We start from the raw sequence: 21,131 nt of genomic DNA, 5'->3' as shown, positions 1-21,131 counted from the left end.
GCGAAGCTACGCGCTGCCGGTAAAAGCTGTCAACAACGCATTGGCAAGGCTTTTAAAGCAATGCCAGGGTCAGTACTACTGCCAGCTCCAACAACTCGAGCAACGCCCCGGCCGTGTCGCCCGTACTGCCGCCCAGACGGCGCATCATCATGTGCCGCAACCAGTAGAAACACACCGCGCAGACCAGCAGCGCCGCTATTCCAGACCAACCGGCCAGCACCACACACGCGACCGTACTGACCAGCAACACCTTACGCCCGAGGCTGCGCGGCAGATGATCGGCCAGCGCCTGCCCCAGCCCGCCGGAACGCACGTAGGGCGTGCCGAGGAACAAGGCGAGCATTGCGCTGCGCCCGATCAGCGGTGCCAGCAGTAACCCGATGCTGTTGTGGCTTTCGATCAGCGCCACAATGGCGGCAAATTTGAGCAGCAGCACCACTACCAGCGTGACGACTGCAATAGGCCCGCTGCGTGGGTCTTTCATGATGTTCAGCGTGCGTTCGCGATCACCGAAGCCGCCCAGCCAGGCATCGGCACTGTCGGCCAGACCGTCCAGGTGCAAACCGCCGCTGAGCAGCACCCAGGCACTGAGCAGCAGCGCGGCATGCAGCAGCAGCGGCGCACCGCTGAGCAGTGCGTTAAAACCCAGCAGCAACGTGCCGAACACCACGCCCACCAGCGGATAGAACAACAGCGAGCGGCCCAGCTCTGCGGGGCGCGGCATGCCGGGCAGACGGATGGGCAGGCTGCCGAGAAATTGCAGGGCGATCCAGAACGGCAACATGTGTGTCAGACCTCCGTGAGCAGACCGCCAGCGGCGACCTGAATCGACAGCAGCGCGCCGTGACCGACCACCACCTGCAACAACTGCTCACGCGGCAAGCCGCGCGCCTGAGCCAGCAACAGGCGCATGACGCCACCGTGACTGACCACCAGAACGCGCTCACCGTCATACGCCTGATGCAAGCGCTGCACAGCATTGCGCACCCGCGCTGAAAAATCGATCACCGGCTCGCCATTGGGCGGCGTGAACGTATACGGGTCAGCCCAGAACAACCCCAGACCTTCAGCATCGGTGTCCATCAGTTGCGCAGGGCTGTGGCCTTCCCAGTCACCGAAATGCAGCTCCTGCAAACCCGGCTCCAGTTGCAAGGGCAACGACAGGCGTTGCGCCAGTTCTTCGGAAAACCGTGCGCAGCGCTGCAACGGCGAGCTGACAATCCGGTCCCAGGGGCCGCCGTCAATAACAGCCGAACGCATTTGCTGCCAGCCGAGATCAGTCAGCGCATCATCCAGGCTACCGCGCAGGCCGCCGCCCAGTTCGGTTTCACCGTGGCGCAGCAGGTCCAGACGCACGCTCATGCCGGGCGATCTGCCACGGCAGCCTCGGCAAACGTCGCCATGCCGTTGTGCAGCTCGCAGGCCAGACGCACCAGTGGCACGGCCAGTGCCGCACCGCTGCCCTCGCCCAGGCGCAGACCCAGGTCAAGCAGCGGTTCGGCCTGCAGGGTTTCCAGCAAGTGCCGATGCCCAGGCTCGGCACCGCGATGACCAAACAGCAGCCAGTCGCGGCAGGATGGGTTCAAGCGCACCGCCACCAGTGCGGCCACGCTGCAGATGAAGCCATCGACCATTGCCACGATGCCTTCCTGCGCGCAGGCCAGATAAGCGCCGGTCAATGCAGCGATCTCGAAGCCACCCAGGCAGAACAGGCTCTGCAACGGGTCGCCCGCATGTTCGGCATGCAACGCCAAGGCGCGCTCGATGACCCGGGTCTTGTGCACAATGCCTTCGGCGTTCAGCCCGGTGCCGGGGCCGACCAGCAACGGCGCGGCACATTCCAGCACCGAGCAGGCCACGGCGCTGGCCGCAGCGGTGTTACCAATGCCCATTTCACCGCCGATGAACAGCTCGGTGCCGACCGCCTTGGCGCGCAACACGCTGTCACGCCCGGCCTGCAAGGCAGCAAGGCCCTGCTCGACCGTCATGGCCGGCCCGTCGACAAAGTTGGCCGTGCCCGCGCCGATACGCAAATGGCGTACACCGGGCAAATCCATCGGCGACACCGTGCCCAGATCCACCACGTCCAGTTGCGCCGAAAGCTGCCGCGCCAGCACGCTGATGGCTGCGCCGCCATTGACGAAGTTATGCAGCATTTGCCCGGTGACTTCCTGTGGATATGCCGACACACCTTCCGCGACCACGCCATGGTCACCGGCAAAGATTGCGATCCACAGTTTGTCGGCAGCCGGACGCTCGCGCCCTTGCAGCCCGGAAAGCTGCACTGCCAAGCGCTCCAGTTGTGCCAGCGAACCGGCGGGCTTGGTCAGTTGTTGCTGACGCGCCAGTGCCGCTTCGCGCATCGGTACGTCAATGGCCTGTGCAGGTTTGAGCCACCAGGAATTACTCATAGCGCGGTTCCTTTCAATGTCAGGGGCAGACCAGCAACGGTTAGTACGACTCGCTGGCAACGCTCGGCCAGCGCCTGATGCAACAGGCCGGCTTCGTCGACGTAGCGGCGCGTCAGCTCACCGAGCGGCACAACGCCAAGCCCGGTTTCGTTGCTGACAAAAATGATTTCACCCGGCAGTTCCGCCAGGCAGTCGAGCAGCGCTTCACGCTCCTGAATCAGACGCTCAGGGTTGTCGAGCATCAGCAGGTTGGTCAGCCACAGGGTCAGGCAATCGACCAGCAGACAGCAGCCGGGCGCGGCGTTTTCGCGCAGCACCCGCGCCAGTTCGACAGGTTCTTCGACCAGCCCCCAATGATCGGGGCGACGGGCGCGATGGCTGGCAACACGCTGATTCATCTCGCCATCAAGGGGCTGGCTGGTGGCGATGTAGATCACACTCAGCACCGAGTCGGCCGCTAGTTTCTCCGCCAGGCGACTTTTGCCGGACCGCGCCCCCCCAAGTATCAGTTGCAGCATTCAGGTCGCCTCCAGGCCGCACAGCTCACGGAGCAAGGTGCCGTCCAGATGCTTTTCCACCAGGTCCGCCAGCCGCTCGATGTCGCGCTCGCGCAACGCGTGATAATCCACCGACTGGACGTTTTCCAGCCCCGCCCAGCGCAACAGCGCGCTGCAGGCGGCAGGCGACTCGAACAGGCCGTGCAGGTAAGTGCCGAGAATCTGTCCGTCGGCACTCTGCGCGCCGTCGCAACGGCCATCGTCCAGTTGAACGGCAGCCTGCTCCAGCGCCGCGCCCGTGGTCACGCCGGCATGAATTTCATAGCCGCTGACTTCTGCGTCTTCCAGCGTCAGGCGTCCGCGCACGTTGCGCAATTGCTTTTCGGTTTCCAGCACCGTGCTCATCGCCAGCAGGCCCAGACCGGCACTGGAACCCGCCGCGCCTTCCAGCCCCAGCGGGTCGTGCAGGTGCTCGCCGAGCATTTGCAGACCGCCGCAGATGCCCATCAGCTTGCCGCCGTAACGCAAATGCCGGTCGATGGCCGTTTCCCAGCCGTTGGCGCGCAGGTAATTCAGGTCGCTGCGCACGCTTTTCGAGCCGGGCAGAATGATCAGGTCGGCAGGCGGAATGGGTTGGCCCGGGCCGATGAATTGCAGGTTGACCTGCGGATGCAGGCGCAGCGGGTCAAAATCGGTGTGATTACTGATGCGCGGCAGCACCGGCACGACCACATTCAGGACCTGCTCGACCTTGTCGGTCTGGCGCTGATCAAGGCCGTCTTCGGCCTCCAGGTGCAGGTCCATCACGTAGGGCAGCACGCCGACCACCGGTTTGCCGGTGCGCGCTTCAAGCCAGTCCAGCCCCGGTTGCAGCAAGGCAATGTCGCCGCGAAAACGGTTGATGATGAAGCCTTTGACCCGCGCCTGTTCGCTGGGCGACAGCAGCTCCAGCGTGCCGACCAGATGAGCAAACACGCCGCCACGATTGATGTCGGCAATCAACAGCACCGGGCAGTCCACGGCCTCGGCAAAGCCCATGTTGGCGATGTCATTGGCACGCAGGTTGATTTCAGCAGGCGACCCCGCGCCTTCGACCATGATCACCGGGTAGCTTTCGCTCAACCGACGATGCGACTCCAGCACCGCCTGCATGGCGATCTCTTTATAGCCGTGGTAGGCCACCGCATTCATGGTGGTGACGGCGCGGCCATGAATAATGACCTGCGCGCCGGTGTCGCTGTTGGGCTTGAGCAGCACCGGGTTCATGTCGGTGTGCGGCGCCAGGAAGCACGCCTGCGCCTGTACCGCCTGCGCACGACCGATCTCGCCGCCATCCGCCGTCACCGCACTGTTGAGCGCCATGTTCTGCGGCTTGAAGGGCACGACCTTGACGCCCTGGCGGGTCAGCCAGCGGCACAGTGCCGTCACCAGCGTGCTCTTACCGGCATCGGAAGTGGTGCCTTGCACCATCAGCGTGGTCATGCAAACTCCTTGCGGTATTCAAGCAGAACGTTGTGCAGACGCTGCCAGTCGGCCTCGTCGCGGGGCAAGCCGAAACGCAGGCTGCCAGACTCGGGCGTGTCACCCATGAACAGACGCAACAGGACGCCGCGTTGCGCACAGAACTCGTAAAGCGACTGCGCCTCGGCAGTCACCAACCATTGAAACAGCGCGCAGCCGCCATCTGGCGTCAGACCGTAGTGATCAAGCAATGCCACCAGCCGGTCGCAGGCCCGATCACTGCGCTCGCGTTGCCGGGCCTGCCCAGGCAGATCGCTCAGGCAGGCCTGGCCGATGATCCGGGTCGGGCCGCTGACCGACCACGGGCCGATCTCCTGTGCGAGCATTTTCAGCAAGACCGGCTCAGCCAGCACAAAGCCAAGCCGAACCCCGGCCAGGCCGAAAAACTTGCCGAACGAACGCAGCACAATCAGCCCGATGCGCCAGGTCTCGGCCGCCAGGCTCAGGCCTGGCGTGTTGTCCATGAACGCTTCATCCACCACCAGCCAGCCACCGCGCTCGGCCAGTCGCGCATGCCATTCCAGCAGGCGCTCGGTGCTCAGGTGCAGGCCGGTCGGGTTGTTGGGGTTGACCACCACCAGTACGTCGAGGCTGTCGAGAAAATACTCGACCTCCTGCTCGCCGACCTCACGCACGACATAGCCGCTTTTGCGCCAGGCATGCGCGTGCTCGGCATAACACGGCGACAACACGCCGACCCGCCCGCCGCTGCGCACCCGTGGCAGCGCCTGAATCGCGGCTTGCGAACCAGACACCGGCAACAATTGAGGCACACCGTAATAGGCACAGGCCGCGGCTTCCAGACCGTCTTCGGTCTCGGGCAGCCGCGCCCAGGCACACGCCGGTATATCGGGAATCGGCCACGGCCAAGGCGCGATGCCGGTGGACAGGTCCAGCCAGTCGGCCTGATCGATACCGTAACGCTGCGCCGCTGCGCGCAGCCGCCCGCCGTGCTCAAGCATAAAATTCAGCCGCCACACAAATGACCAGCAGCCACAACCAGACGCCGTGTTGCACCAGTTGCCAGCCGCGATCGATCGAGTCCGCATCGGCAGGAGCGCCCTCGCCCAGTTGCGCACGCTCATGCAGTTCGCCGTGATAAATAGCTGCGCCACCCAGTTCGACGCCCAGCGCGCCTGCGCCAGCGGCCATCACCGGGCCTGCGTTGGGGCTGTCCCAGGTTGGCCCTTGAGTGCGCCAGCAGTGCAGCGCCAGTCGGGTTTTGCCCAACAAGGCGTAGGTCAGCGCCACCAGGCGTGCAGGAATATAGTTGAGCAGGTCGTCTATTCTCGCCGCGGCCCAGCCGAAACGCTCGAAACGCTCGTTGCGATAGCCCCACATGGCGTCCAGCGTGTTGCTCAGCCGGTACAGCACCACGCCGGGCGCACCGGCCACGATAAACCAGAACAAGGCGGCGAACACCGCATCGCTGCCGTTCTCCAGCACCGACTCGGTGGCGGCGCGGGCGACCTCGGTGGCGTCCAGCTCGCTGGTCTGGCGACTGACCAGATAACCGACCCGCTGCCGCGCCTCGTCCAGATCATCGGCGCGCAACGCCTGCGCCACCGGCTGCACGTGCTCACCCAGGCTGCGCATGCCCAGCGCGCAGTACAACGCCAGAATCTCGAACAGCCAGCCGATGTAAGGCAACCAGCTCAACAGCGTGGCCAGCAGCGTCAACGGCACGACTGTAATCACCCAGGCAGTGACGCCATGACTGCGCCAGCCACGCCCGCCGCTGTTGAAGCGTTGCTCGACACGGTTGGCAAAGCCTCCGAACGCCACCAGTGGATGCCAGCGTTTCGGCTCACCGAGCAACGCATCCAGCGCCACACCGGCGACGCTCAACAGCGCCACACTCATTGACTCACTCCCCATTGATTTTCATACAGCAGTTCATGCAGCGGACGCGCCTGCGCCCAGCCCTCCATGACCAGCATCGGTGCAGGATAAAATGCGTTCACCGGCCCCAGGCAGATGATCGCCAGCGGCTTGGCACCTTCAGGCATGTTCAACAGCGCGGCCAGCGCATCAGGGTCGAACAGCGACACCCAGCCCATGCCCAGCCCTTCGGCACGCGAGGCCAGCCAGAGGTTCTGAATGGCGCAGGACAACGAAGCCATGTCCATTTCCGGCAAGGTGCGACGGCCAAAGATATGCTGCTCACGACCTTCCATCAGCGCGGCGACCAGCACTTCCGCGCAGTCATTGATGCCCTCGACCTTGAGCTTCATGAACGCGTCGGTGCGCTCGCCCAGTGCTTCGGCAGTGCGGATGCGCTCTTCTTCAACCTGCGCCTGCATCTTGCTGCGCAATGCCGGGTCACTGATGCGGATGAAACGCCACGGCTGCATCAGGCCAACGCTGGGCGCTTGATGCGCGGCTTCCAGCAAGCGCGCCAGCAGTTCGGGCGCCACCGTGCCGCCGCTGAAATGGCGCATATCACGGCGCTCGGCGATGGCGCGGTACACCGCAGCCCGTTCTTCGGCGCTGAAGGCGTGCTCGGTCATGGCTTGAACAGCGCCGCAATCGCCTGCGGGCAGGACGGGAAATAGAAATGCACGTAGGAGGCGGTCAAGCGCCCGATGCGATAGACCGCCTCGGCCCCCCGCCCGCCATTGGGGCTGACGCCACGGGCAATCGGCTGCAACTCGGTGCTGGTCAGCGAATGGTGATACGTGTGGCCGTGCAGCGTGCCTTCGGGCAGCTCGACCGCTTGCAGGGCCAACGCCGCCAGACGCTTCTGCATGACCGCTTCACCGGCGAGCAGCCCGACCAGTTCGGCGCGCACGCCCTCCACGTCGGTCAAGGCATCAAGCAGGTAAAGCATGCCGCCGCACTCGGCCAGCATCGGTTTGCCGGCATTGTGGTGAGCCCTGATCGCGGCCTGCATTGAGGTGTTGGCCGCCAGCGCAAGGTGATGCAGCTCCGGGTAGCCGCCCGGCAGATACAGACTGTCGGCTTCGGGTAGCTGGCTGTCATGGATTGGCGAGAAGAACGTCAGCTCTGCGCCCATATTGCGCAGCAGGTCCAGGCTCGCGCCATATAGAAAGGCAAAGGCCTCGTCGCGGGCAATAGCAATGCGCACACCCTTGAGCAGCGGCTCGACCTCGACCGGATCAGGCGCGGTAAACGTCACCGCAGGCGGCAACGCCACTTCGCAGGTGCTGGCCAGCGCGGCGGCGGCCATGTCCAGACGCAGGTCGAGGTCGTTGAGCTCACTGGCCTGCACCAGCCCCAGATGGCGGCTCGGCAACTCGAAACCGACTTCACGCGACAAGGCGCCGTACCAGCGCAGGCCTTCGGTCAGGCTGTTTTCCAGCAACTGCGCGTGGCGCACGGTGCCGACGCGGTTGGCCAATACCCCGGCAAACGGCAAATCGGGCTGATAGCGCGCCAGCCCAAGCGCCAGCGCGCCGAAGGTCTGCGCCATCGCGGTGCCGTCGATCACGCCCAGCACCGGCACGCCGAAGTGACGCGCCAGATCGGCACTGGATGGCGTGCCGTCGAACAGCCCCATGACGCCTTCGATGAGGATCAGGTCCGCTTCATCAGCCGCTTCCCACAACAGCCGACGGCTTTCATCCGCACCGACCATCCACATGTCCAGTTGATAGACCGGCGCGCCGCTGGCCCGCTCGAGGATCATCGGGTCAAGAAAGTCCGGCCCGCACTTGAACACCCGGACCTTGCGGCCCTGATTGCGGTGCAAACGTGCGAGTGCAGCGGTCACCGTGGTTTTGCCTTGCCCGGAGGCAGGCGCAGCGATCAATACCGCCGGGCAATGGCGCGGGGCTCTCATTGCAGTGCTCCCATTGACGCAGTTCTCATGACGAATGGCTCACAGCTCGATACCTTTTTGCGCACGGATACCGGACTGAAACGCATGCTTGACCACACCGATCTCGGAAACCGTGTCGGCCAGGTCGATCAATTCGGGTTTGGCGCCACGGCCAGTCACCAGCACGTGCTGCATCGGCGGGCGCGCCTGCAGGTCAGTCAGCACCTGTTCAAGGTCGAGGTAGCCATGCTTGAGGGCGATGTTCAGCTCGTCGAGCACGACCAGGCCAATGCTCGGATCGCGGAGCATTTCCTGCGACACGGCCCAGGCCGCTTCGGCGGCGGCGATGTCGCGCTGGCGGTCCTGGGTCTCCCAAGTGAAACCCTCGCCCATCACGTGATAACGCACTTGTTCAGGAAAGCGCCGGAAGAACATTTCTTCGCCAGTGCTGTTGCGGCCCTTGATGAACTGCACCACACCGCACTGCATGTCGTGGCCCATGGCCCGGGCGAGCATGCCGAAGGCGGAACTGCTCTTGCCTTTGCCATTGCCGGTCAGTACCAGCAGCAGGCCGCATTCATTGGGCGAGCTGGCAATGCGCTCGTCCATCACGGCTTTTTTGCGCTGCATGCGCGCCAGATGGCGTTCGTCGCGTTCGGGGGATTCGTTCATCTTGGCTCTCCGCTCGGGGCAGGCGAAAGCAGACGGAAGGACAGCACTGGACAGCACGGCTACGCCCTGCACAGAGCATCACCCTCCGTGATGCCATTGAGTGGTTCAGGCCGGTCTCCGGGCTCATGAGCGGGTTACCCCGGCTGCGCGCCTTCCCGTGTCGAAACACAGTGGCACGATGCACAGCCTTGACTCATTTACCGTTGCGGGGGCAGCGCCGGGATCGGATCGGTCGATCCACACCGGCTTCCCTGTTTCACCCTGCCAATCGAGGATTGCAGAGCACCTGAAACAAGCCGCGAAGGGTAGAGGGTTGGGCCGAGAGCGTCAATCGACAGCGCAGCCCGGGAACACGATTGAACCTCGACGGTTTGCAGGGCCTCTATCAGTTACTGGACCACGCCTTTGTTTATGGAGATCGATCATGTTCACACTCAGACCCCACTATGCAGTGCTGCTTCTGGTTGCCGGCGGCCTCGCTGCCTGCGGCGAGTCTTCGACCCTGCAAGTCTCGGATGGAACAGGCCCCTCGCCCAAGCTGCCGGAGCCGAACAAGACGCTGATCCCGACCGTCAATATCGCGCCTGCCATCGGCTGGGAAAAAGGCGCCAAACCGGTGGCCGCACCCGGCACTCAGGTGGCTGCCTTCGCTGAAGGGCTGGATCACCCGCGCTGGCTGTATGTGCTGCCCAACGGTGACGTACTGGTCGCGGAAACCAATTCGCCCGCCAAGCCGGATGACTCCAAAGGCGTTCGCGGCTGGGTCATGGAGAAAGTCATGGGCCGCGCTGGCGCTGGCGTACCGAGCGCCAACCGCATCACCTTGCTGCGTGATGTCGATAAAGATGGCGTCGCAGAAACCCGCACCGTTTTCCTGCAGAACCTCAATTCGCCCTTCGGCATGACGCTGGTGGGCAATAAACTCTATGTGGCCGATACCGACCGCCTGATCAGCTTTCCGTATGAAGCGGGCCAGACGTCGATCAGCGCACAGCCAACCAAGGTGGTTGACCTGCCGGGCGGCACGCTCAACCACCATTGGACCAAGAACGTAATTGCCAGCAAGGACGGCAGCAAGCTGTACGTGACGGTCGGCTCCAACAGCAACGTGGGCGAAAACGGCATGGACCAGGAAGAAGGCCGCGCGGCGATCTGGGAAGTGGACGCCGCGACGGGCAAGCACCGCATCTTTGCGTCCGGCCTGCGCAACCCGAACGGGATGGATTGGGAGCCAAAAACCGGCAAGTTGTGGACGGCAGTGAACGAGCGTGACGAAATCGGCAGCGACCTGGTGCCTGACTACGTGACCTCGGTGCAGGACGGCGCTTTTTATGGCTGGCCTTACAGCTACTATGGCCAGCACGTCGACGAACGCGTCAAACCGCAGAACCCGGCACTGGTCGCCAAGGCCATCGCCCCGGATTACGCGGTCGGCCCGCACACCGCGTCACTGGGCCTGGTGTTCGCCGACGGCAAGACCCTGGCTGCGCCGTTCAACGAAGGCCTGTTCATCGGCCAGCATGGCTCATGGAACCGCAAACCGCACAGCGGCTATAAAGTGGTGTTTGTTCCCTTCAGCGGCGGCAAGCCCAACGGCACGCCAGTCGATGTGCTGACTGGCTTTCTCAACAAAGACGAAAAAGCCATGGGCCGCCCGGTCGGTGTGGTCAACGATCAGCGCGGCGGTTTGCTGGTGGCGGATGACGTCGGCAACAAGATCTGGCGCGTGACATCGGCCAAGGCGGCTCAATAACGCCGAGCGTAGAGGTTTGACGCGGAGCGCCGCACGATAGTTGAGATTATCGTTCCCTACGCTCCAGCGTGGGAATGCAGTTCTCTACGCTCCGCGTCGCAAGAGGACGCGGAGCGTCCTGAAGGGCATGCGACGCAGAGCGTCGCACGATAAGTTTTGACCAGACTACGGTCGAATCTGCGCCAGGCTTGCTGGCTGAATCACGCGCTTGGCGTTGAGGTAGGCTTTCTGCCAGTAAGGCTTGTCGAGGCTGTCGAGTTTGACTGTGCCGCCGGTGGCGGGGGCATGCACGAAGCGGCCTTCGCCGACGTAGATGCCCGCGTGGGACACTTGCGAACCGCCCGAGGTGGCGAAAAATACCAGGTCACCCGACTGCAACTGCTCGCGACGAATATTCGGCACACCCATCACGATCATCTCGCGGGTGGAACGTGGCAGGGAAATGCCCGCCGCATCACGATAGACATAGCCTATAAGGCCGCTACAATCGAAACCGGAATCTGGCGTGTTGCCGCCCCAGCGATAGGGCGTGCCGACCAGGCCCAACGCACGAAACAGCACGTCTTCGGCAGCCGGAGAAAGAATCTGAGGGGGAGCGGTGACCACCGGACGCTGAACAATCCGGGGTACTTTGGGCGGTGGCGGCGCGCTGGCACAAGCGCCCAGCAACGCGGCAACACAGATGACCATCAGGCGCAAAACAATCGACATAAACACAACAACCTGATCCGGATGCGGCTTACGCTGCCGAGAAGCTCAAAAACACAGAAAGACCCGAAGGTCTTGTTCTGCGTGTTCTATTTGGTTATTTACGCCGTTTGGGCGCGGACTTGACTGTAGTCGAAGTCATGGCCGTTGTCTGCGTTGCAACAGGCGTGGACTTTACAGCCACCGTGCCCGGTGCCATCGCCAGAGGCCGCTTGGCTTCGATGAACGTCCTGCTCCAGTAGGCGTCATCAAGGCTGTCGATGCGCACGCCGCCGCGGCGGCTGCTGGAATGAATGAACTGCTGATTGCCGGCGTAGATTGCCGCATGGCTCACGACACTTTTCTTGCCGCGGGTGCTGAAGAACAGCAGATCGCCAGGCTTGAGGTTGCCGCGTGAAACCAGAGGGGCGTCTACGTTGATCATTTCGCGAGTGGAACGTGGCAGGCTCATGCCGGCCTCTTCACGAAACAGATAACCAATGAAACCGCTGCAATCGAAGCCCGACGAGGTCGACGTGCCGCCGAACTTGTAGCGCGTGCCGATCAGCGCCTTGCCGCGTTCGAGAATACTGTCGGCCAGAACCGGCAGTTTGTAGGAGGTGTTGTCTGCGAACTGGTTCAGTTCGTCTTCGGTCGCCAGCTCGTCCTGCAGCACTGCTGCATCAGCGCGGCGCGCTGCGGACTGTGCAGTGACGGTGTTCTGATAACGGGGAACCGGCTGAGCCTGCTCGTGCTGTGCAACCGGCATATTGGCCGAGCAACCGAACAGGAAGGTAACGAGTGCGAGAGGCACGAGGGGTGCGAAGCGAACAACGGGCATGGGCACAACCGCGGCTGACTAGTTAAGATGGCGAGACTATGCCTTTTATGAAAGCGATTTGCAAATTCAATCGAACTAGATGTGACTTATGAGTTCCGCCATGACATGTGCTGCCCGGCACTGCAAAAAGACGTCCATCTGCGCGCTGTGGTCGGTTGGCTGCGGATTGATTTCTGCGGTGAAGCCCCCGGAAACTCTGGTGCGAATGACCGGCTCGTGAATGTAGGGGAAGCTTGCCGTGGTGCCGATACTCAGCACTGCGTCATAGCCTGTAGCCAGTTGTTCATACAGTGTTTCCAGTGCCCTTTCCGGAAGCATTTCCTGAAAAAGAACGACGGGCGGTCGCAGAATGCCACCACAGAGTCGGCATAACGGCGGCAATGGACGCTGCAAATGCTCACTCAGTTGAGGGTCTTGTGCGGCACACGACTGGCAAAACAGCGGCGAGAGTTGCCCGTGAATTTCGATCAGACGCTCAGGCGGGCTGCCGGCAGCGCGATGATAGCCATCGACGTTCTGGGTCAGCACCCAGCACTCGGGCTTGATACGTTGTAACTGGGCAATGGCGTAATGCGCAACGTTGGGCTCACCGCCCAGGCAGGCCTTGCCCAGTTCGGCGATGTATTTCCAGCACAGTTCGGGGTCACGGCGCAGCATAGGGCCTGACAGGGCCATTTCGATGGGCAGCCCGTCCTCGGTCTCGCCGTTGTAAAGCCCGCCTACACCGCGATAGGTCGGTAGACCGGAATCCGCCGACAGGCCCGCACCGGTGATGACCAGAATACGCTTCGCATGGCGTAACGCGGATGCGGCTTGTAACACCAGCGCCTGATCTACCACCCAAGCGTCTCTTTAAGGAAAGGGATCGTCAGCTTGCGTTTTTCCTGCAATGACGCCTGATCGAGGCGCTCGAGCAACTCGAAAAGGGCACTCATGCTGCGCGTACCACGGGTCAGGATGAAATGGCCGACATCATCGGTCAGGTGCAGGCCGCGCCGCGAAGCGCGCAGTTGCAGGGCGCGCAGTTTGTCTTCATCAGACAGCCCGCGCATCTGGAACACCAGCGCCATGGTCAGGCGGGATTTGAGATCGGGAAGTTTGACCGGCAGTTCGCGTGGCGACTTGGACGCTGCAATCAGCAGACGACGGCCGCTGTCACGCAAACGGTTGAACAGGTGAAACAGGGCTTCTTCCCATTCCGGCTTGCCGACGATCGCTTGCAGGTCATCAAGGCACACCAGCTCGTACTGCTCCAGATGGTCGAACAGCTCGATGCCTTCATCGATGACTTCGGCGAGCGGCAGATAGACCGCAGGTTCGCCCAGTTGCTCGAAACGAAGGCACGCAGCCTGCAGCAGGTGCGTGCGCCCTACTCCATCCTTGCCCCACAGATAAATAAGGCTTTCCGTCCATCCGGCGTCGGCTTCGCACAGCCGCTCGACATAGCCGAGTGCAGCGGCATTGGCGCCTGGATAGTAATTGACGAAGGTGGCGTCATCACGCAGACGCACACTCAGGGGCAGCTGAATCGGTTTCATGCTGACTAACGGCTCATGCAAACCGTCAAGGGCCTCTGTGTAAAGAGCGCAAAGTTTATACCCGTGAGGCGGGTCGCACAATGCGACAGACCTCAAGCAAAATCAAAGGTTTGCGTCAGGACGGCGAAAGCGGGAACACAGGAAGGAGGTTTTGCGCAGTGAAGCCGGTGTATCAAAAGGCCTCTTCGCAGCGCTGCGAAGAGGCCTGCTTCGATGTCACAGGCGGGGGCTACAGATCAGGATCTTCCGCACCGGCATAGACTTCGGAGCTTTTATAGACGTCATGCATGTGGCGCACCAGCACCATGATGACTGCCGCAACCGGCAACGCCAGCAGGATGCCTGTGAAGCCGAACAGCTCGCCACCCGCCAGGATCGCGAAAATGACCGCAACCGGGTGCAGACCGATACGATCGCCCACGAGCAAGGGCGTGAGCACCATGCCTTCGAGGGCCTGACCGATCATGAACACGGCGACAATGCCCATCATCGGGTACAAATCACCACCAAACTGGAACAGCCCGGCAACCAGCGCCGAGCCGATGCCGATCACAAAGCCCATATAAGGCACGATGGCTGCCAGACCGGCGATGACCCCGATCAACAGGCCCAGCTCAAGGCCGACCAGCATCAGGCCGGCAGCGTAGATCACCCCCAGGCCGACCATGACCAGCAACTGGCCGCGAATGAACGCGCCCAAGACTTCGTGGCACTCGCCCGCCAGTTTGACGATCTGGCTTTCGCGCTGGCGTGGCAGCAGGCCGCGCACCTTGCCCATCATCAGGTCCCAGTCACGCAACAGGTAGAAACACACCACCGGGATCAGCACCAGATTGGTCAGCCAGCCGATCAGCGCCAGGCCGGAAGCCGTGGCCTGGGACAGCACGATGGACACAATATCCCCGGCCTGGCCCATGTGCTCGGAAATGGCTGCTTTTATCTTGTCGAACTTCCAGAAGCCATCGGCCAGACCGAATTTGGCCTGCACCCACGGCATGGCCGAGTGCTGAAGCCAGTCAAGTATCTGCGGGGCCAGCTCGTACAGACGAAACAACTGTTTGGCCAGCATCGGCACCAGTACCAGCAGCAACGTCATTAATACCAGGGTGAACAGACCAAACACCGCCACCACACTTAACGTCCTGGACAGACCGGCACGCTCCAGACGATCCACCAGCGGATCGCCCATGTACGCCAGCAGCAACGCCACCAGAAAAGGGGTGAGGATTGTGTGCAGCAGCACCACGAATGCGATCAGCAAGGCCAGGCCGCCAATCCAGAACCAACGCCGCGTATCAGTCATCAACATCCCTCTACCCAATGGAAAAGCGTTCTTGCCGGGTTACCAGCGGAAATACAGTTGTGGCGCAGACGCCGGGACAATCATCGGTGCAACTGCTGGCGCAGCGGCCGGTACAGAAGCGGCGCCGGCAGCGGGTGCAACCGGAGCAGCGGCATCGACCGGGGCAGCAGCCGCCGCCATTGCTTCACTGGCGGGCACTTCCTGCAGTTTGGCCAGCGACAACTGCGAGCGTAGCTGATCGGCACTGCCGCTGACGTCAAACACCACTTTATCGCCCTCGACAGAGCTCAGACGCACGCCGAACGGATCAAGTAACTGAAGCAGTTGCGCGTAACGCTCAAGCGTCATGCCCTGCACCTGCATCAGCAGGCCGGTCGATGCGCCGGGCCTGGCGACAAAACGCGGCGCCAGACGCTGGCTCACCGACAACAGCACCGCGTCGGCCAACGCTTCGGAGGTAGCGCCTGTAGCGGTGCCCTGCTCGCGCTGGTCGCCCAGCCACAAACGCCATTTGCCTTGCCATTGCCCGGCGTCTTCTTTGGCGTGTACGGCGAGTATCGCGTCGGCGCCGTAACGCTCTGAAGCCTCTTTTAGCGGCGCCGGGTCAGTGCCTTCCAGGGTTTTTGCATCGCCCACGCCCTGCTCGCTCAAGTCTGCCAAGGGCAGGCGCAGCGGCAAGCCACGGTGCTGCGCGGCACGGCGCAACGGTTCGGCCGCCGCCTGCCCGTCGCCGACCAGATTGGCGCCTTCGGCCGAATCATTCAGCCACCAGCCGAGAATCGAAGGGCGATTACTGCCCCAGATCGACAGGCCAGCATCGCGCAAGGCACGGTCGGTGGTTGCCGGGTCGAAATCGACCAACAGGGTTTCCGGCGGGCCGGCCTCGTAGCCGTACTGGCTGATGATCTGCTGCGGGTCCTTGCGTAGCGCGGCCATCGCCGAACCCTGCGCAGCCTTGGCGTCGCCGGTCAGGCGCAGCACCAGCGTGTCAACGGCGGCCTGGGTGGCGCGCGTACGTTCGTCGGGCGACTGACCGCTAACGGGTTCGCGAACCTGATAAAGGTTGGTGAGTGTTTCGGCAAGGCCTGGAAGGCTGACCAAGGAGAGGCAGCCGGCTAGAAGAATTCTGGAAAAACGCATGGACAGTTCCCGAGCGGAAAAAAGTGAAAAACAAGCAGTATCAGGAGGCGTACACGTCTGGGACAGCCGTGAACCGCCATTCATTCAATTTGCGCATAAAGTACACCTTAAACGCCGCATGCCGAACTGATCCGGGTTTTATTTGGCGCAACAGCGCCCTACCGTCGGCGCAAGGATGGCCCCTGGGGAGCAAGCCTGATAAAATCGCGCGCCTTCGCAGACCGGCAATCGCAACGGCCCCACATTACCATCGCATGACAGCGCGGTGCTGAACGGGCCCTAACGCAGCGGTCGATACCTCCGAATCCCCCCTAAAGGCCTGGATTTTCTATGAGCAAGCAACCCTCCCTGAGCTATAAAGACGCCGGTGTAGACATCGACGCCGGTGAAGCATTGGTCGAACGCATCAAGAGCGTCGCCAAGCGCACCAAGCGCCCGGAAGTCATGGGCGGCCTGGGAGGCTTCGGCGCCCTTTGCGAAATCCCGGCTGGCTACAAACAACCGGTTCTGGTTTCCGGTACCGACGGCGTGGGCACCAAGCTGCGTCTGGCGCTGAACCTGAACAAGCACGACACCATCGGCATCGACCTGGTCGCCATGTGCGTCAACGACCTGGTGGTCTGCGGCGCAGAGCCGTTGTTCTTCCTCGACTACTACGCCACCGGCAAACTGAACGTCGACACTGCCGCTCAGGTTGTCACCGGTATCGGCGCTGGCTGCGAACTGGCCGGTTGCTCGCTGGTGGGCGGCGAAACCGCTGAAATGCCGGGCATGTACGAAGGCGAAGACTATGACCTGGCCGGCTTCTGCGTCGGTGTCGTAGAGAAAGCCGAGATCATCGACGGTTCCAAAGTGGCCGCCGGTGACGCGCTGCTTGCCCTGCCATCGTCCGGCCCGCACTCCAACGGTTACTCGCTGATCCGCAAGATCATCGAAGTTGCCGGTGCCGATATCGAAAACATCCAGCTGGACGGTAAACCGCTGACCGAGCTGCTGATGGCGCCGACCCGCATCTACGTCAAACCGCTGCTCAAGCTGATCAAGGAAACCGGCGCGGTCAAGGCCATGGCGCACATCACCGGTGGCGGCCTGCTCGACAACATCCCGCGTGTGCTGCCAGAAGGCGCTCAGGCAGTGGTCGATGTTGCCAGCTGGCAGCGCCCGGCGGTCTTCGACTGGTTGCAGCAGCAGGGCAACGTTGAAGAAAACGAAATGCACCGCGTGCTCAACTGCGGCGTCGGCATGGTCATCTGCGTGGCTCAAGAGCACGTTGACGCCGCCTTGAACGTCCTGCGTGAAGCCGGCGAGCAGCCATGGGTGATCGGCCAGATCGCTACCGCCGCTGAAGGTGCAGCGCAAGTCGAGCTGAAAAACCTCAAGGCGCATTGATGTCTGCCACCTGCGATGTCGTGGTGCTGCTCTCCGGCACCGGCGGCAACCTGCAAGCGATGATCGACAGTTTCAAGGACGGGGCCAGCCCCGTCCGCATTCGCGCGGTCATTTCCAACCGTGAAGATGCGTTCGGTCTGCAGCGCGCCCGAGACGCAGGTATTGAAGCCTGCGTGCTGGATCACACCGCCTACGACGGCCGCGAGGCCTTCGACGCAGCACTGATCGAACTGATCGACACCTTCCAGCCGCACCTGGTAGTGCTGGCCGGATTCATGCGCATTCTCAGCGCAGGGTTCGTGCGCCACTATCAGGGTCGCCTGCTCAATATCCACCCCTCCCTGCTGCCGCGCTACAAAGGTCTGCACACGCACAAGCGCGTGCTGGAGGCCGGCGACGCCGAACATGGTTGCAGCGTGCACTTTGTCACTGAGGAACTCGATGGCGGCCCACTGGTCGTACAGGCAGTTATTTCGGTACAGTTGCACGACACGCCCGCCGCGCTCGCGCAACGGGTCCATGTTCAGGAGCACCGTATTTACCCACTGGCCATTCGCTGGTTTGCCGAAGGCCGATTGAGCCTCGGTGAACACGGTGCCTTACTGGATAGCCAGTTACTCCCGGCCAGCGGCCATCTGATTCGACATTAGGAGATATTATGCGTCGCGCTCTGCTCTTCGCTTTCGCTCTGCTCGCCTTGCCTGCCGTACAGGCCGCAGACCTTCAACCCTTCTCCGCCAGCTACACCGCCGACTGGAAACAGCTGCCCATGAGCGGCACGGCTGAACGCAGCCTGCAAGCCGGGGCCAACGGCATCTGGACCCTGAACTTCAAGGCCTCGATGATGATTGCCAGCCTGACCGAAGTCAGCACGCTGAAAGTCGACAAGGAAACCCTGCTGCCACAGACCTACAGCTTTGAACGCAGCGGCCTGGGCAAATCCAAGAAGGTTGACCTGGCGTTCGACTGGAACACCAAATTCGTTACCGGCACCGACCGTGGCGACGCGATCAAGCTGCCGCTCAACCCTGGCATCCTCGACAAGTCCACTTACCAGTTGGCGTTGCAACATGACGTCGCTGCGGGCAAGAAGAGCATGAGCTATCAGGTGGTCGACGGTGACGAGGTAGACACCTACGACTTCCGCGTACTGGGTTCGGAGAAAGTCACCACCAAGACCGGCCAGGTCGATGCAATCAAGGTCGAGCGCGTGCGTGACCCGACGCAAAGCAAGCGCACCACCGTGCTGTGGTTCGCCAAGGACTGGGATTACCTGCTGGTGCGTCTGCAACAGGTCGAAACCGACGGCAAGGAATACAACATCGTGCTGCTCGACGGCACCGTCAACGGCAAGGCCGTCAAAGGCAGCTGATTGCCCTGACACCCCGCACCACAGAGCCCCGCTTTTCAGCGGGGTTTTTTATTAGCTGAAGGCATGCGACGCAGAGCGCCGCACGATAGTCGGGATGATCGTTCCCCACGCTCCAGCGTGGGAATGCAGTTCGCGACGCTCTGGGTCGTCAAAGAGGACGCAGAGCGTCCAGAACGGCATGCGACGCAGAGCGCCGCACGATAGTGGTCGTTAAGATGATCGTTCCCTACGCTCCAGCGTGGGAAAGCCGTTCTTGACGCTCCGCGTCATCTTTCTACACCGCTCAAGGCACATGAAAAATCCTTCACTTTGCCACCACTGCGCCACAAGCCTCGGCATACAAGGGCTGTAGGCGAACGATCTTTTTTTGATCAGCCGGGAACCTGAACAGGCTATTTACTTAGGCAGCTAACAAATTCTATAAAAGAGTCCTGCGACACATCGCCGCAGTATCCAGAGGCCTAATCATCAAGGCCATCAAAGTCAGGAGCTTACTACTATGACTGTCAGAGTGACTGAACGCGACGACGCCCACCTCTCTCACGAAGCTGTAGCCGACGGCATCCAGATCTGGGACGTGCATCAACAGGACCAACTCGTAGGCATGTTCCATATCGAGTCGGATGCCCTTCGATACAAAGAAGAGCTGGAAGCACTGGAAAGCCAGGGCAACCACTGAGTACCGTCCCTGAACCGAAGCAGAAATCCCAGAACAAGAAACGACAAAACCCGCTGAATGCGGGTTTTGTGTTTTTGAACGTAGCAACAGTTCAGCGAATTACCACATCAGATCGTCTGGCACCTGATACGCGGCATACGGATCATCAGCATCCGGGGCTTCGGTTGGCGTGTTGAGCAGCACCACACGGCGCGGGTCACGTTCCTGAATCTTGAGTGCTGCTTCACGCGGGATGATCTCGTAACCGCCGCCATGATGAACGATGGCCAGCGAGCCGCTGCTGAGCTTGTTGCGCACCAGCGCATTGACCGAGATGCGCTTGACCTTCTTGTCGTCAACGAAGTTGTAGTAGTCCTCGGTGATCAACTTGGGCAGGCGCGACACCTCGATCAGTTGCTTGACCTGCGCGGTACGGGCCTTCTGCTCGACCTTTTCCTGCTGTTGCCGGTTCAGCTCCTGATCGCGTTTGATCTTCTCGGCCTGCGCTTCCTGGGCCGCACGCTTTTGCGAGTCGTCGGCCTGAGCCTGCCCCTTGTGCACCAGACGCTGCTCTTTCTGCTTTTCTTTGCCGACCTGTTTGGCCTGCTTTTGGTTGACCAGACCTGCCTTGAGCAACTGGTCGCGAAGGGAAAGGCTCATTGTCTACTCACTTATGCCGTTACCGCACCCTCAGCCGCAGCCGGGCGTGCTCTTTTCCTGACGTTTGGCTTCGCCCCACAACGCGTCCATCTCTTCGAGCGTGCACTCTTCAATGGGACGCTGGAGGTGGCGCAAGGCCTGTTCAATGAATCGAAAGCGTCTGTCGAATTTGCTATTGGCCGAGCGTAACGCAGTTTCCGGGTCAACTTTAAGGTGTCGGGCCAGATTCACCACGCTGAACAGCAGATCACCGACTTCCTCGGCAATGCCCTCGGCGTCATTGTCGGCCATGGCCTCAAGAATTTCATCGAGTTCTTCGCGCACCTTGTCGATAACCGGCAACGCCGCGGGCCAGTCAAAGCCCACCTGTGAGGCACGCTTCTGCAGTTTGCTTGCCCGACTCAGCGCCGGCAAGGCAGCCGGCACGTCGTCAAGCAGCGACAATTGCTCGGGCACGCCAGACTTTTCAGCGCGCTCCTCAGCCTTGATCTCGTCCCAGCGAAGATTGACCTGCTCGTCGGTCAGACGCGGAGTTTCCGGCGTCGCGTACAGCTCGCCGGTCGGGAACACATGCGGATGACGACGCAGCAGCTTGCGGGTAATGCCGTCCACCACGCCATCGAACTCGAAGCGCCCTTCTTCCTTGGCCAACTGCGCGTAGAAGACCACCTGAAACAACAGGTCACCCAGCTCACCCTTTAGATGATCAAGGTCGCCCTGCTCGATGGCATCCGCCACTTCGTAGGCTTCTTCCAGCGTATGCGGCACGATACTGGCGTACGTCTGCTTCAAATCCCACGGGCATCCGAACTGCGGATCACGCAGCCGGGTCATGAGATGCAGCAGGTCCTGAACTGTGTACATGGGGCTCCCGTATAAAAACAGCAGTTTAGCTTCAAGCTAAAAGC

Annotated in this window: 23 protein-coding genes and 1 riboswitch; of the genes, 5 read left to right on the top strand and 18 right to left on the bottom strand. The window is 61.9% G+C overall.

Annotated features, from left to right (window positions below):
• Positions 1 to 52: 52 nt before the first annotated feature.
• The 10 genes from PSPTO_RS08975 to cobO are packed head-to-tail and all read right to left on the bottom strand — an operon-like array spanning position 53 to position 8,882.
• Positions 53 to 784, bottom strand: coding sequence for an adenosylcobinamide-GDP ribazoletransferase (locus PSPTO_RS08975; protein WP_011103682.1), 732 nt, complete (start codon positions 782 to 784; stop codon positions 53 to 55).
• Between the two features lie 5 nt (positions 785 to 789).
• Complete coding sequence (cobC, locus tag PSPTO_RS08970) at positions 790 to 1,362, bottom strand: alpha-ribazole phosphatase family protein (RefSeq protein ID WP_005766688.1); 573 nt, start codon at positions 1,360 to 1,362, stop codon at positions 790 to 792.
• Positions 1,359 to 2,411, bottom strand: coding sequence for a nicotinate-nucleotide--dimethylbenzimidazole phosphoribosyltransferase (gene cobT, locus PSPTO_RS08965; protein ID WP_005766686.1), 1,053 nt, complete (start codon positions 2,409 to 2,411; stop codon positions 1,359 to 1,361). The genes cobC and cobT overlap by 4 nt, the downstream gene beginning before the upstream one ends.
• A complete protein-coding gene (gene cobU / locus PSPTO_RS08960; protein ID WP_005766684.1) occupies positions 2,408 to 2,929 on the bottom strand; it encodes a bifunctional adenosylcobinamide kinase/adenosylcobinamide-phosphate guanylyltransferase in 522 nt (173 codons plus the stop codon). Before cobU ends, cobT begins: the two co-directional genes overlap by 4 nt.
• Positions 2,930 to 4,390, bottom strand: a complete 1,461-nt coding sequence (locus tag PSPTO_RS08955; protein ID WP_005766682.1) for a cobyric acid synthase — start codon at positions 4,388 to 4,390, stop codon at positions 2,930 to 2,932.
• Positions 4,387 to 5,391, bottom strand: a complete 1,005-nt coding sequence (gene cobD, locus PSPTO_RS08950; RefSeq protein ID WP_011103681.1) for a threonine-phosphate decarboxylase CobD — start codon at positions 5,389 to 5,391, stop codon at positions 4,387 to 4,389. Before cobD ends, PSPTO_RS08955 begins: the two co-directional genes overlap by 4 nt.
• Positions 5,384 to 6,292: an adenosylcobinamide-phosphate synthase CbiB gene (gene cbiB / locus PSPTO_RS08945; RefSeq protein WP_011103680.1), complete on the bottom strand. Its 909-nt coding sequence runs from the start codon at positions 6,290 to 6,292 to the stop codon at positions 5,384 to 5,386. The genes cobD and cbiB overlap by 8 nt, the downstream gene beginning before the upstream one ends.
• A complete protein-coding gene (bluB, locus tag PSPTO_RS08940) occupies positions 6,289 to 6,939 on the bottom strand; it encodes a 5,6-dimethylbenzimidazole synthase (RefSeq protein ID WP_005766675.1) in 651 nt (216 codons plus the stop codon). Before bluB ends, cbiB begins: the two co-directional genes overlap by 4 nt.
• Positions 6,936 to 8,231: a cobyrinate a,c-diamide synthase gene (locus tag PSPTO_RS08935; protein WP_005766673.1), complete on the bottom strand. Its 1,296-nt coding sequence runs from the start codon at positions 8,229 to 8,231 to the stop codon at positions 6,936 to 6,938. The genes bluB and PSPTO_RS08935 overlap by 4 nt, the downstream gene beginning before the upstream one ends.
• A 39-nt stretch (positions 8,232 to 8,270) precedes the next feature.
• Positions 8,271 to 8,882, bottom strand: a complete 612-nt coding sequence (gene cobO, locus PSPTO_RS08930) for a cob(I)yrinic acid a,c-diamide adenosyltransferase (RefSeq protein ID WP_005766671.1) — start codon at positions 8,880 to 8,882, stop codon at positions 8,271 to 8,273.
• Between the two features lie 90 nt (positions 8,883 to 8,972).
• A riboswitch (cobalamin riboswitch) is annotated at positions 8,973 to 9,187 on the bottom strand.
• Between the two features lie 119 nt (positions 9,188 to 9,306).
• Here cobO and PSPTO_RS08925 point away from each other — a divergent pair.
• Positions 9,307 to 10,635 carry a PQQ-dependent sugar dehydrogenase gene (locus PSPTO_RS08925; protein ID WP_005766669.1) on the top strand — a complete coding sequence of 443 codons (1,329 nt, stop codon included), beginning with the start codon at positions 9,307 to 9,309 and terminating at the stop codon, positions 10,633 to 10,635.
• Between the two features lie 165 nt (positions 10,636 to 10,800).
• Here the strand turns inward: PSPTO_RS08925 and PSPTO_RS08915 are convergent, their stop codons facing one another.
• The 6 genes from PSPTO_RS08915 to PSPTO_RS08890 all read right to left on the bottom strand — a co-directional run bounded on the left by PSPTO_RS08915 (position 10,801) and on the right by PSPTO_RS08890 (position 16,144).
• Positions 10,801 to 11,346, bottom strand: a complete 546-nt coding sequence (locus PSPTO_RS08915) for a C40 family peptidase (protein ID WP_005766666.1) — start codon at positions 11,344 to 11,346, stop codon at positions 10,801 to 10,803.
• 94 nt (positions 11,347 to 11,440) lie between these two features.
• On the bottom strand, positions 11,441 to 12,163 hold the full coding sequence (locus PSPTO_RS08910) for a C40 family peptidase (protein ID WP_044393666.1): 723 nt from the start codon (positions 12,161 to 12,163) through the stop codon (positions 11,441 to 11,443).
• 75 nt (positions 12,164 to 12,238) lie between these two features.
• Positions 12,239 to 13,003, bottom strand: coding sequence for an NAD-dependent deacylase (locus PSPTO_RS08905; protein ID WP_005766661.1), 765 nt, complete (start codon positions 13,001 to 13,003; stop codon positions 12,239 to 12,241).
• Positions 12,997 to 13,701 carry a DnaA regulatory inactivator Hda gene (gene hda / locus PSPTO_RS08900; protein ID WP_003381589.1) on the bottom strand — a complete coding sequence of 235 codons (705 nt, stop codon included), beginning with the start codon at positions 13,699 to 13,701 and terminating at the stop codon, positions 12,997 to 12,999. The genes PSPTO_RS08905 and hda overlap by 7 nt, the downstream gene beginning before the upstream one ends.
• Positions 13,702 to 13,930: 229 nt before the next feature.
• The gene (locus PSPTO_RS08895) at positions 13,931 to 15,004 is read right to left on the bottom strand and encodes an AI-2E family transporter (protein WP_005616381.1); all 1,074 of its coding nucleotides are present in this window, start codon (positions 15,002 to 15,004) and stop codon (positions 13,931 to 13,933) included.
• Positions 15,005 to 15,043: 39 nt separating this feature from the next.
• On the bottom strand, positions 15,044 to 16,144 hold the full coding sequence (locus tag PSPTO_RS08890; RefSeq protein ID WP_011103677.1) for a DUF2066 domain-containing protein: 1,101 nt from the start codon (positions 16,142 to 16,144) through the stop codon (positions 15,044 to 15,046).
• A gap of 330 nt (positions 16,145 to 16,474) precedes the next feature.
• Here PSPTO_RS08890 and purM point away from each other — a divergent pair, with 330 nt between their 5' ends.
• The 4 genes from purM (at position 16,475) to PSPTO_RS08860 (ending at position 19,584) form a co-directional block, all read left to right on the top strand.
• A complete protein-coding gene (gene purM, locus PSPTO_RS08885) occupies positions 16,475 to 17,533 on the top strand; it encodes a phosphoribosylformylglycinamidine cyclo-ligase (RefSeq protein ID WP_003381585.1) in 1,059 nt (352 codons plus the stop codon).
• Entirely contained in the window at positions 17,533 to 18,183 is a 651-nt protein-coding gene (gene purN, locus PSPTO_RS08880; RefSeq protein WP_005766657.1) for a phosphoribosylglycinamide formyltransferase, read from the top strand. The genes purM and purN overlap by 1 nt, the downstream gene beginning before the upstream one ends.
• A gap of 8 nt (positions 18,184 to 18,191) precedes the next feature.
• Complete coding sequence (locus PSPTO_RS08875; protein WP_003381583.1) at positions 18,192 to 18,905, top strand: DUF3108 domain-containing protein; 714 nt, start codon at positions 18,192 to 18,194, stop codon at positions 18,903 to 18,905.
• Positions 18,906 to 19,404: 499 nt separating this feature from the next.
• Positions 19,405 to 19,584 (top strand): hypothetical protein, encoded by a 180-nt coding sequence (locus tag PSPTO_RS08860; RefSeq protein WP_003381582.1) that lies wholly within the window; start codon positions 19,405 to 19,407, stop codon positions 19,582 to 19,584.
• 99 nt (positions 19,585 to 19,683) lie between these two features.
• On the opposite strand, the gene PSPTO_RS08855 is transcribed toward PSPTO_RS08860, so the two are convergent.
• Positions 19,684 to 20,223, bottom strand: a complete 540-nt coding sequence (locus PSPTO_RS08855) for a DUF2058 domain-containing protein (RefSeq protein WP_005616372.1) — start codon at positions 20,221 to 20,223, stop codon at positions 19,684 to 19,686.
• 30 nt (positions 20,224 to 20,253) lie between these two features.
• Entirely contained in the window at positions 20,254 to 21,087 is an 834-nt protein-coding gene (gene mazG / locus PSPTO_RS08850; RefSeq protein WP_011103676.1) for a nucleoside triphosphate pyrophosphohydrolase, read from the bottom strand.
• Positions 21,088 to 21,131: the final 44 nt, after the last annotated feature.

It is taken from the genome of Pseudomonas syringae pv. tomato str. DC3000 (genome assembly GCF_000007805.1).
Classification (GTDB): Bacteria; Pseudomonadota; Gammaproteobacteria; order Pseudomonadales; family Pseudomonadaceae; genus Aquipseudomonas; species Aquipseudomonas avellanae.
Note: the sequence above shows the minus strand (reverse complement) of the source record. Positions and strands in the feature narration are given on the sequence as shown.

Excerpts from the sequence above, each read along its gene's own strand:
- PSPTO_RS08975 (WP_011103682.1), bottom strand. The coding sequence starts at position 784 with ATGTTGCCGTTCTGGATCGCCCTGCAATTTCTCGGCAGCCTGCCCATC.
- cobC (WP_005766688.1), bottom strand. The coding sequence starts at position 1,362 with ATGAGCGTGCGTCTGGACCTGCTGCGCCACGGTGAAACCGAACTGGGC.
- cobT (WP_005766686.1), bottom strand. The coding sequence starts at position 2,411 with ATGAGTAATTCCTGGTGGCTCAAACCTGCACAGGCCATTGACGTACCG.
- cobU (WP_005766684.1), bottom strand. The coding sequence starts at position 2,929 with ATGCTGCAACTGATACTTGGGGGGGCGCGGTCCGGCAAAAGTCGCCTG.
- PSPTO_RS08955 (WP_005766682.1), bottom strand. The coding sequence starts at position 4,390 with ATGACCACGCTGATGGTGCAAGGCACCACTTCCGATGCCGGTAAGAGC.
- cobD (WP_011103681.1), bottom strand. The coding sequence starts at position 5,391 with ATGCTTGAGCACGGCGGGCGGCTGCGCGCAGCGGCGCAGCGTTACGGT.
- cbiB (WP_011103680.1), bottom strand. The coding sequence starts at position 6,292 with ATGAGTGTGGCGCTGTTGAGCGTCGCCGGTGTGGCGCTGGATGCGTTG.
- bluB (WP_005766675.1), bottom strand. The coding sequence starts at position 6,939 with ATGACCGAGCACGCCTTCAGCGCCGAAGAACGGGCTGCGGTGTACCGC.
- PSPTO_RS08935 (WP_005766673.1), bottom strand. The coding sequence starts at position 8,231 with ATGAGAGCCCCGCGCCATTGCCCGGCGGTATTGATCGCTGCGCCTGCC.
- cobO (WP_005766671.1), bottom strand. The coding sequence starts at position 8,882 with ATGAACGAATCCCCCGAACGCGACGAACGCCATCTGGCGCGCATGCAG.
- PSPTO_RS08925 (WP_005766669.1), top strand. The coding sequence starts at position 9,307 with ATGTTCACACTCAGACCCCACTATGCAGTGCTGCTTCTGGTTGCCGGC.
- PSPTO_RS08915 (WP_005766666.1), bottom strand. The coding sequence starts at position 11,346 with ATGTCGATTGTTTTGCGCCTGATGGTCATCTGTGTTGCCGCGTTGCTG.
- PSPTO_RS08910 (WP_044393666.1), bottom strand. The coding sequence starts at position 12,163 with ATGCCCGTTGTTCGCTTCGCACCCCTCGTGCCTCTCGCACTCGTTACC.
- hda (WP_003381589.1), bottom strand. The coding sequence starts at position 13,701 with ATGAAACCGATTCAGCTGCCCCTGAGTGTGCGTCTGCGTGATGACGCC.
- PSPTO_RS08895 (WP_005616381.1), bottom strand. The coding sequence starts at position 15,004 with ATGACTGATACGCGGCGTTGGTTCTGGATTGGCGGCCTGGCCTTGCTG.
- PSPTO_RS08890 (WP_011103677.1), bottom strand. The coding sequence starts at position 16,144 with ATGCGTTTTTCCAGAATTCTTCTAGCCGGCTGCCTCTCCTTGGTCAGC.
- purM (WP_003381585.1), top strand. The coding sequence starts at position 16,475 with ATGAGCAAGCAACCCTCCCTGAGCTATAAAGACGCCGGTGTAGACATC.
- purN (WP_005766657.1), top strand. The coding sequence starts at position 17,533 with ATGTCTGCCACCTGCGATGTCGTGGTGCTGCTCTCCGGCACCGGCGGC.
- PSPTO_RS08875 (WP_003381583.1), top strand. The coding sequence starts at position 18,192 with ATGCGTCGCGCTCTGCTCTTCGCTTTCGCTCTGCTCGCCTTGCCTGCC.
- PSPTO_RS08860 (WP_003381582.1), top strand. The coding sequence starts at position 19,405 with ATGACTGTCAGAGTGACTGAACGCGACGACGCCCACCTCTCTCACGAA.
- PSPTO_RS08855 (WP_005616372.1), bottom strand. The coding sequence starts at position 20,223 with ATGAGCCTTTCCCTTCGCGACCAGTTGCTCAAGGCAGGTCTGGTCAAC.
- mazG (WP_011103676.1), bottom strand. The coding sequence starts at position 21,087 with ATGTACACAGTTCAGGACCTGCTGCATCTCATGACCCGGCTGCGTGAT.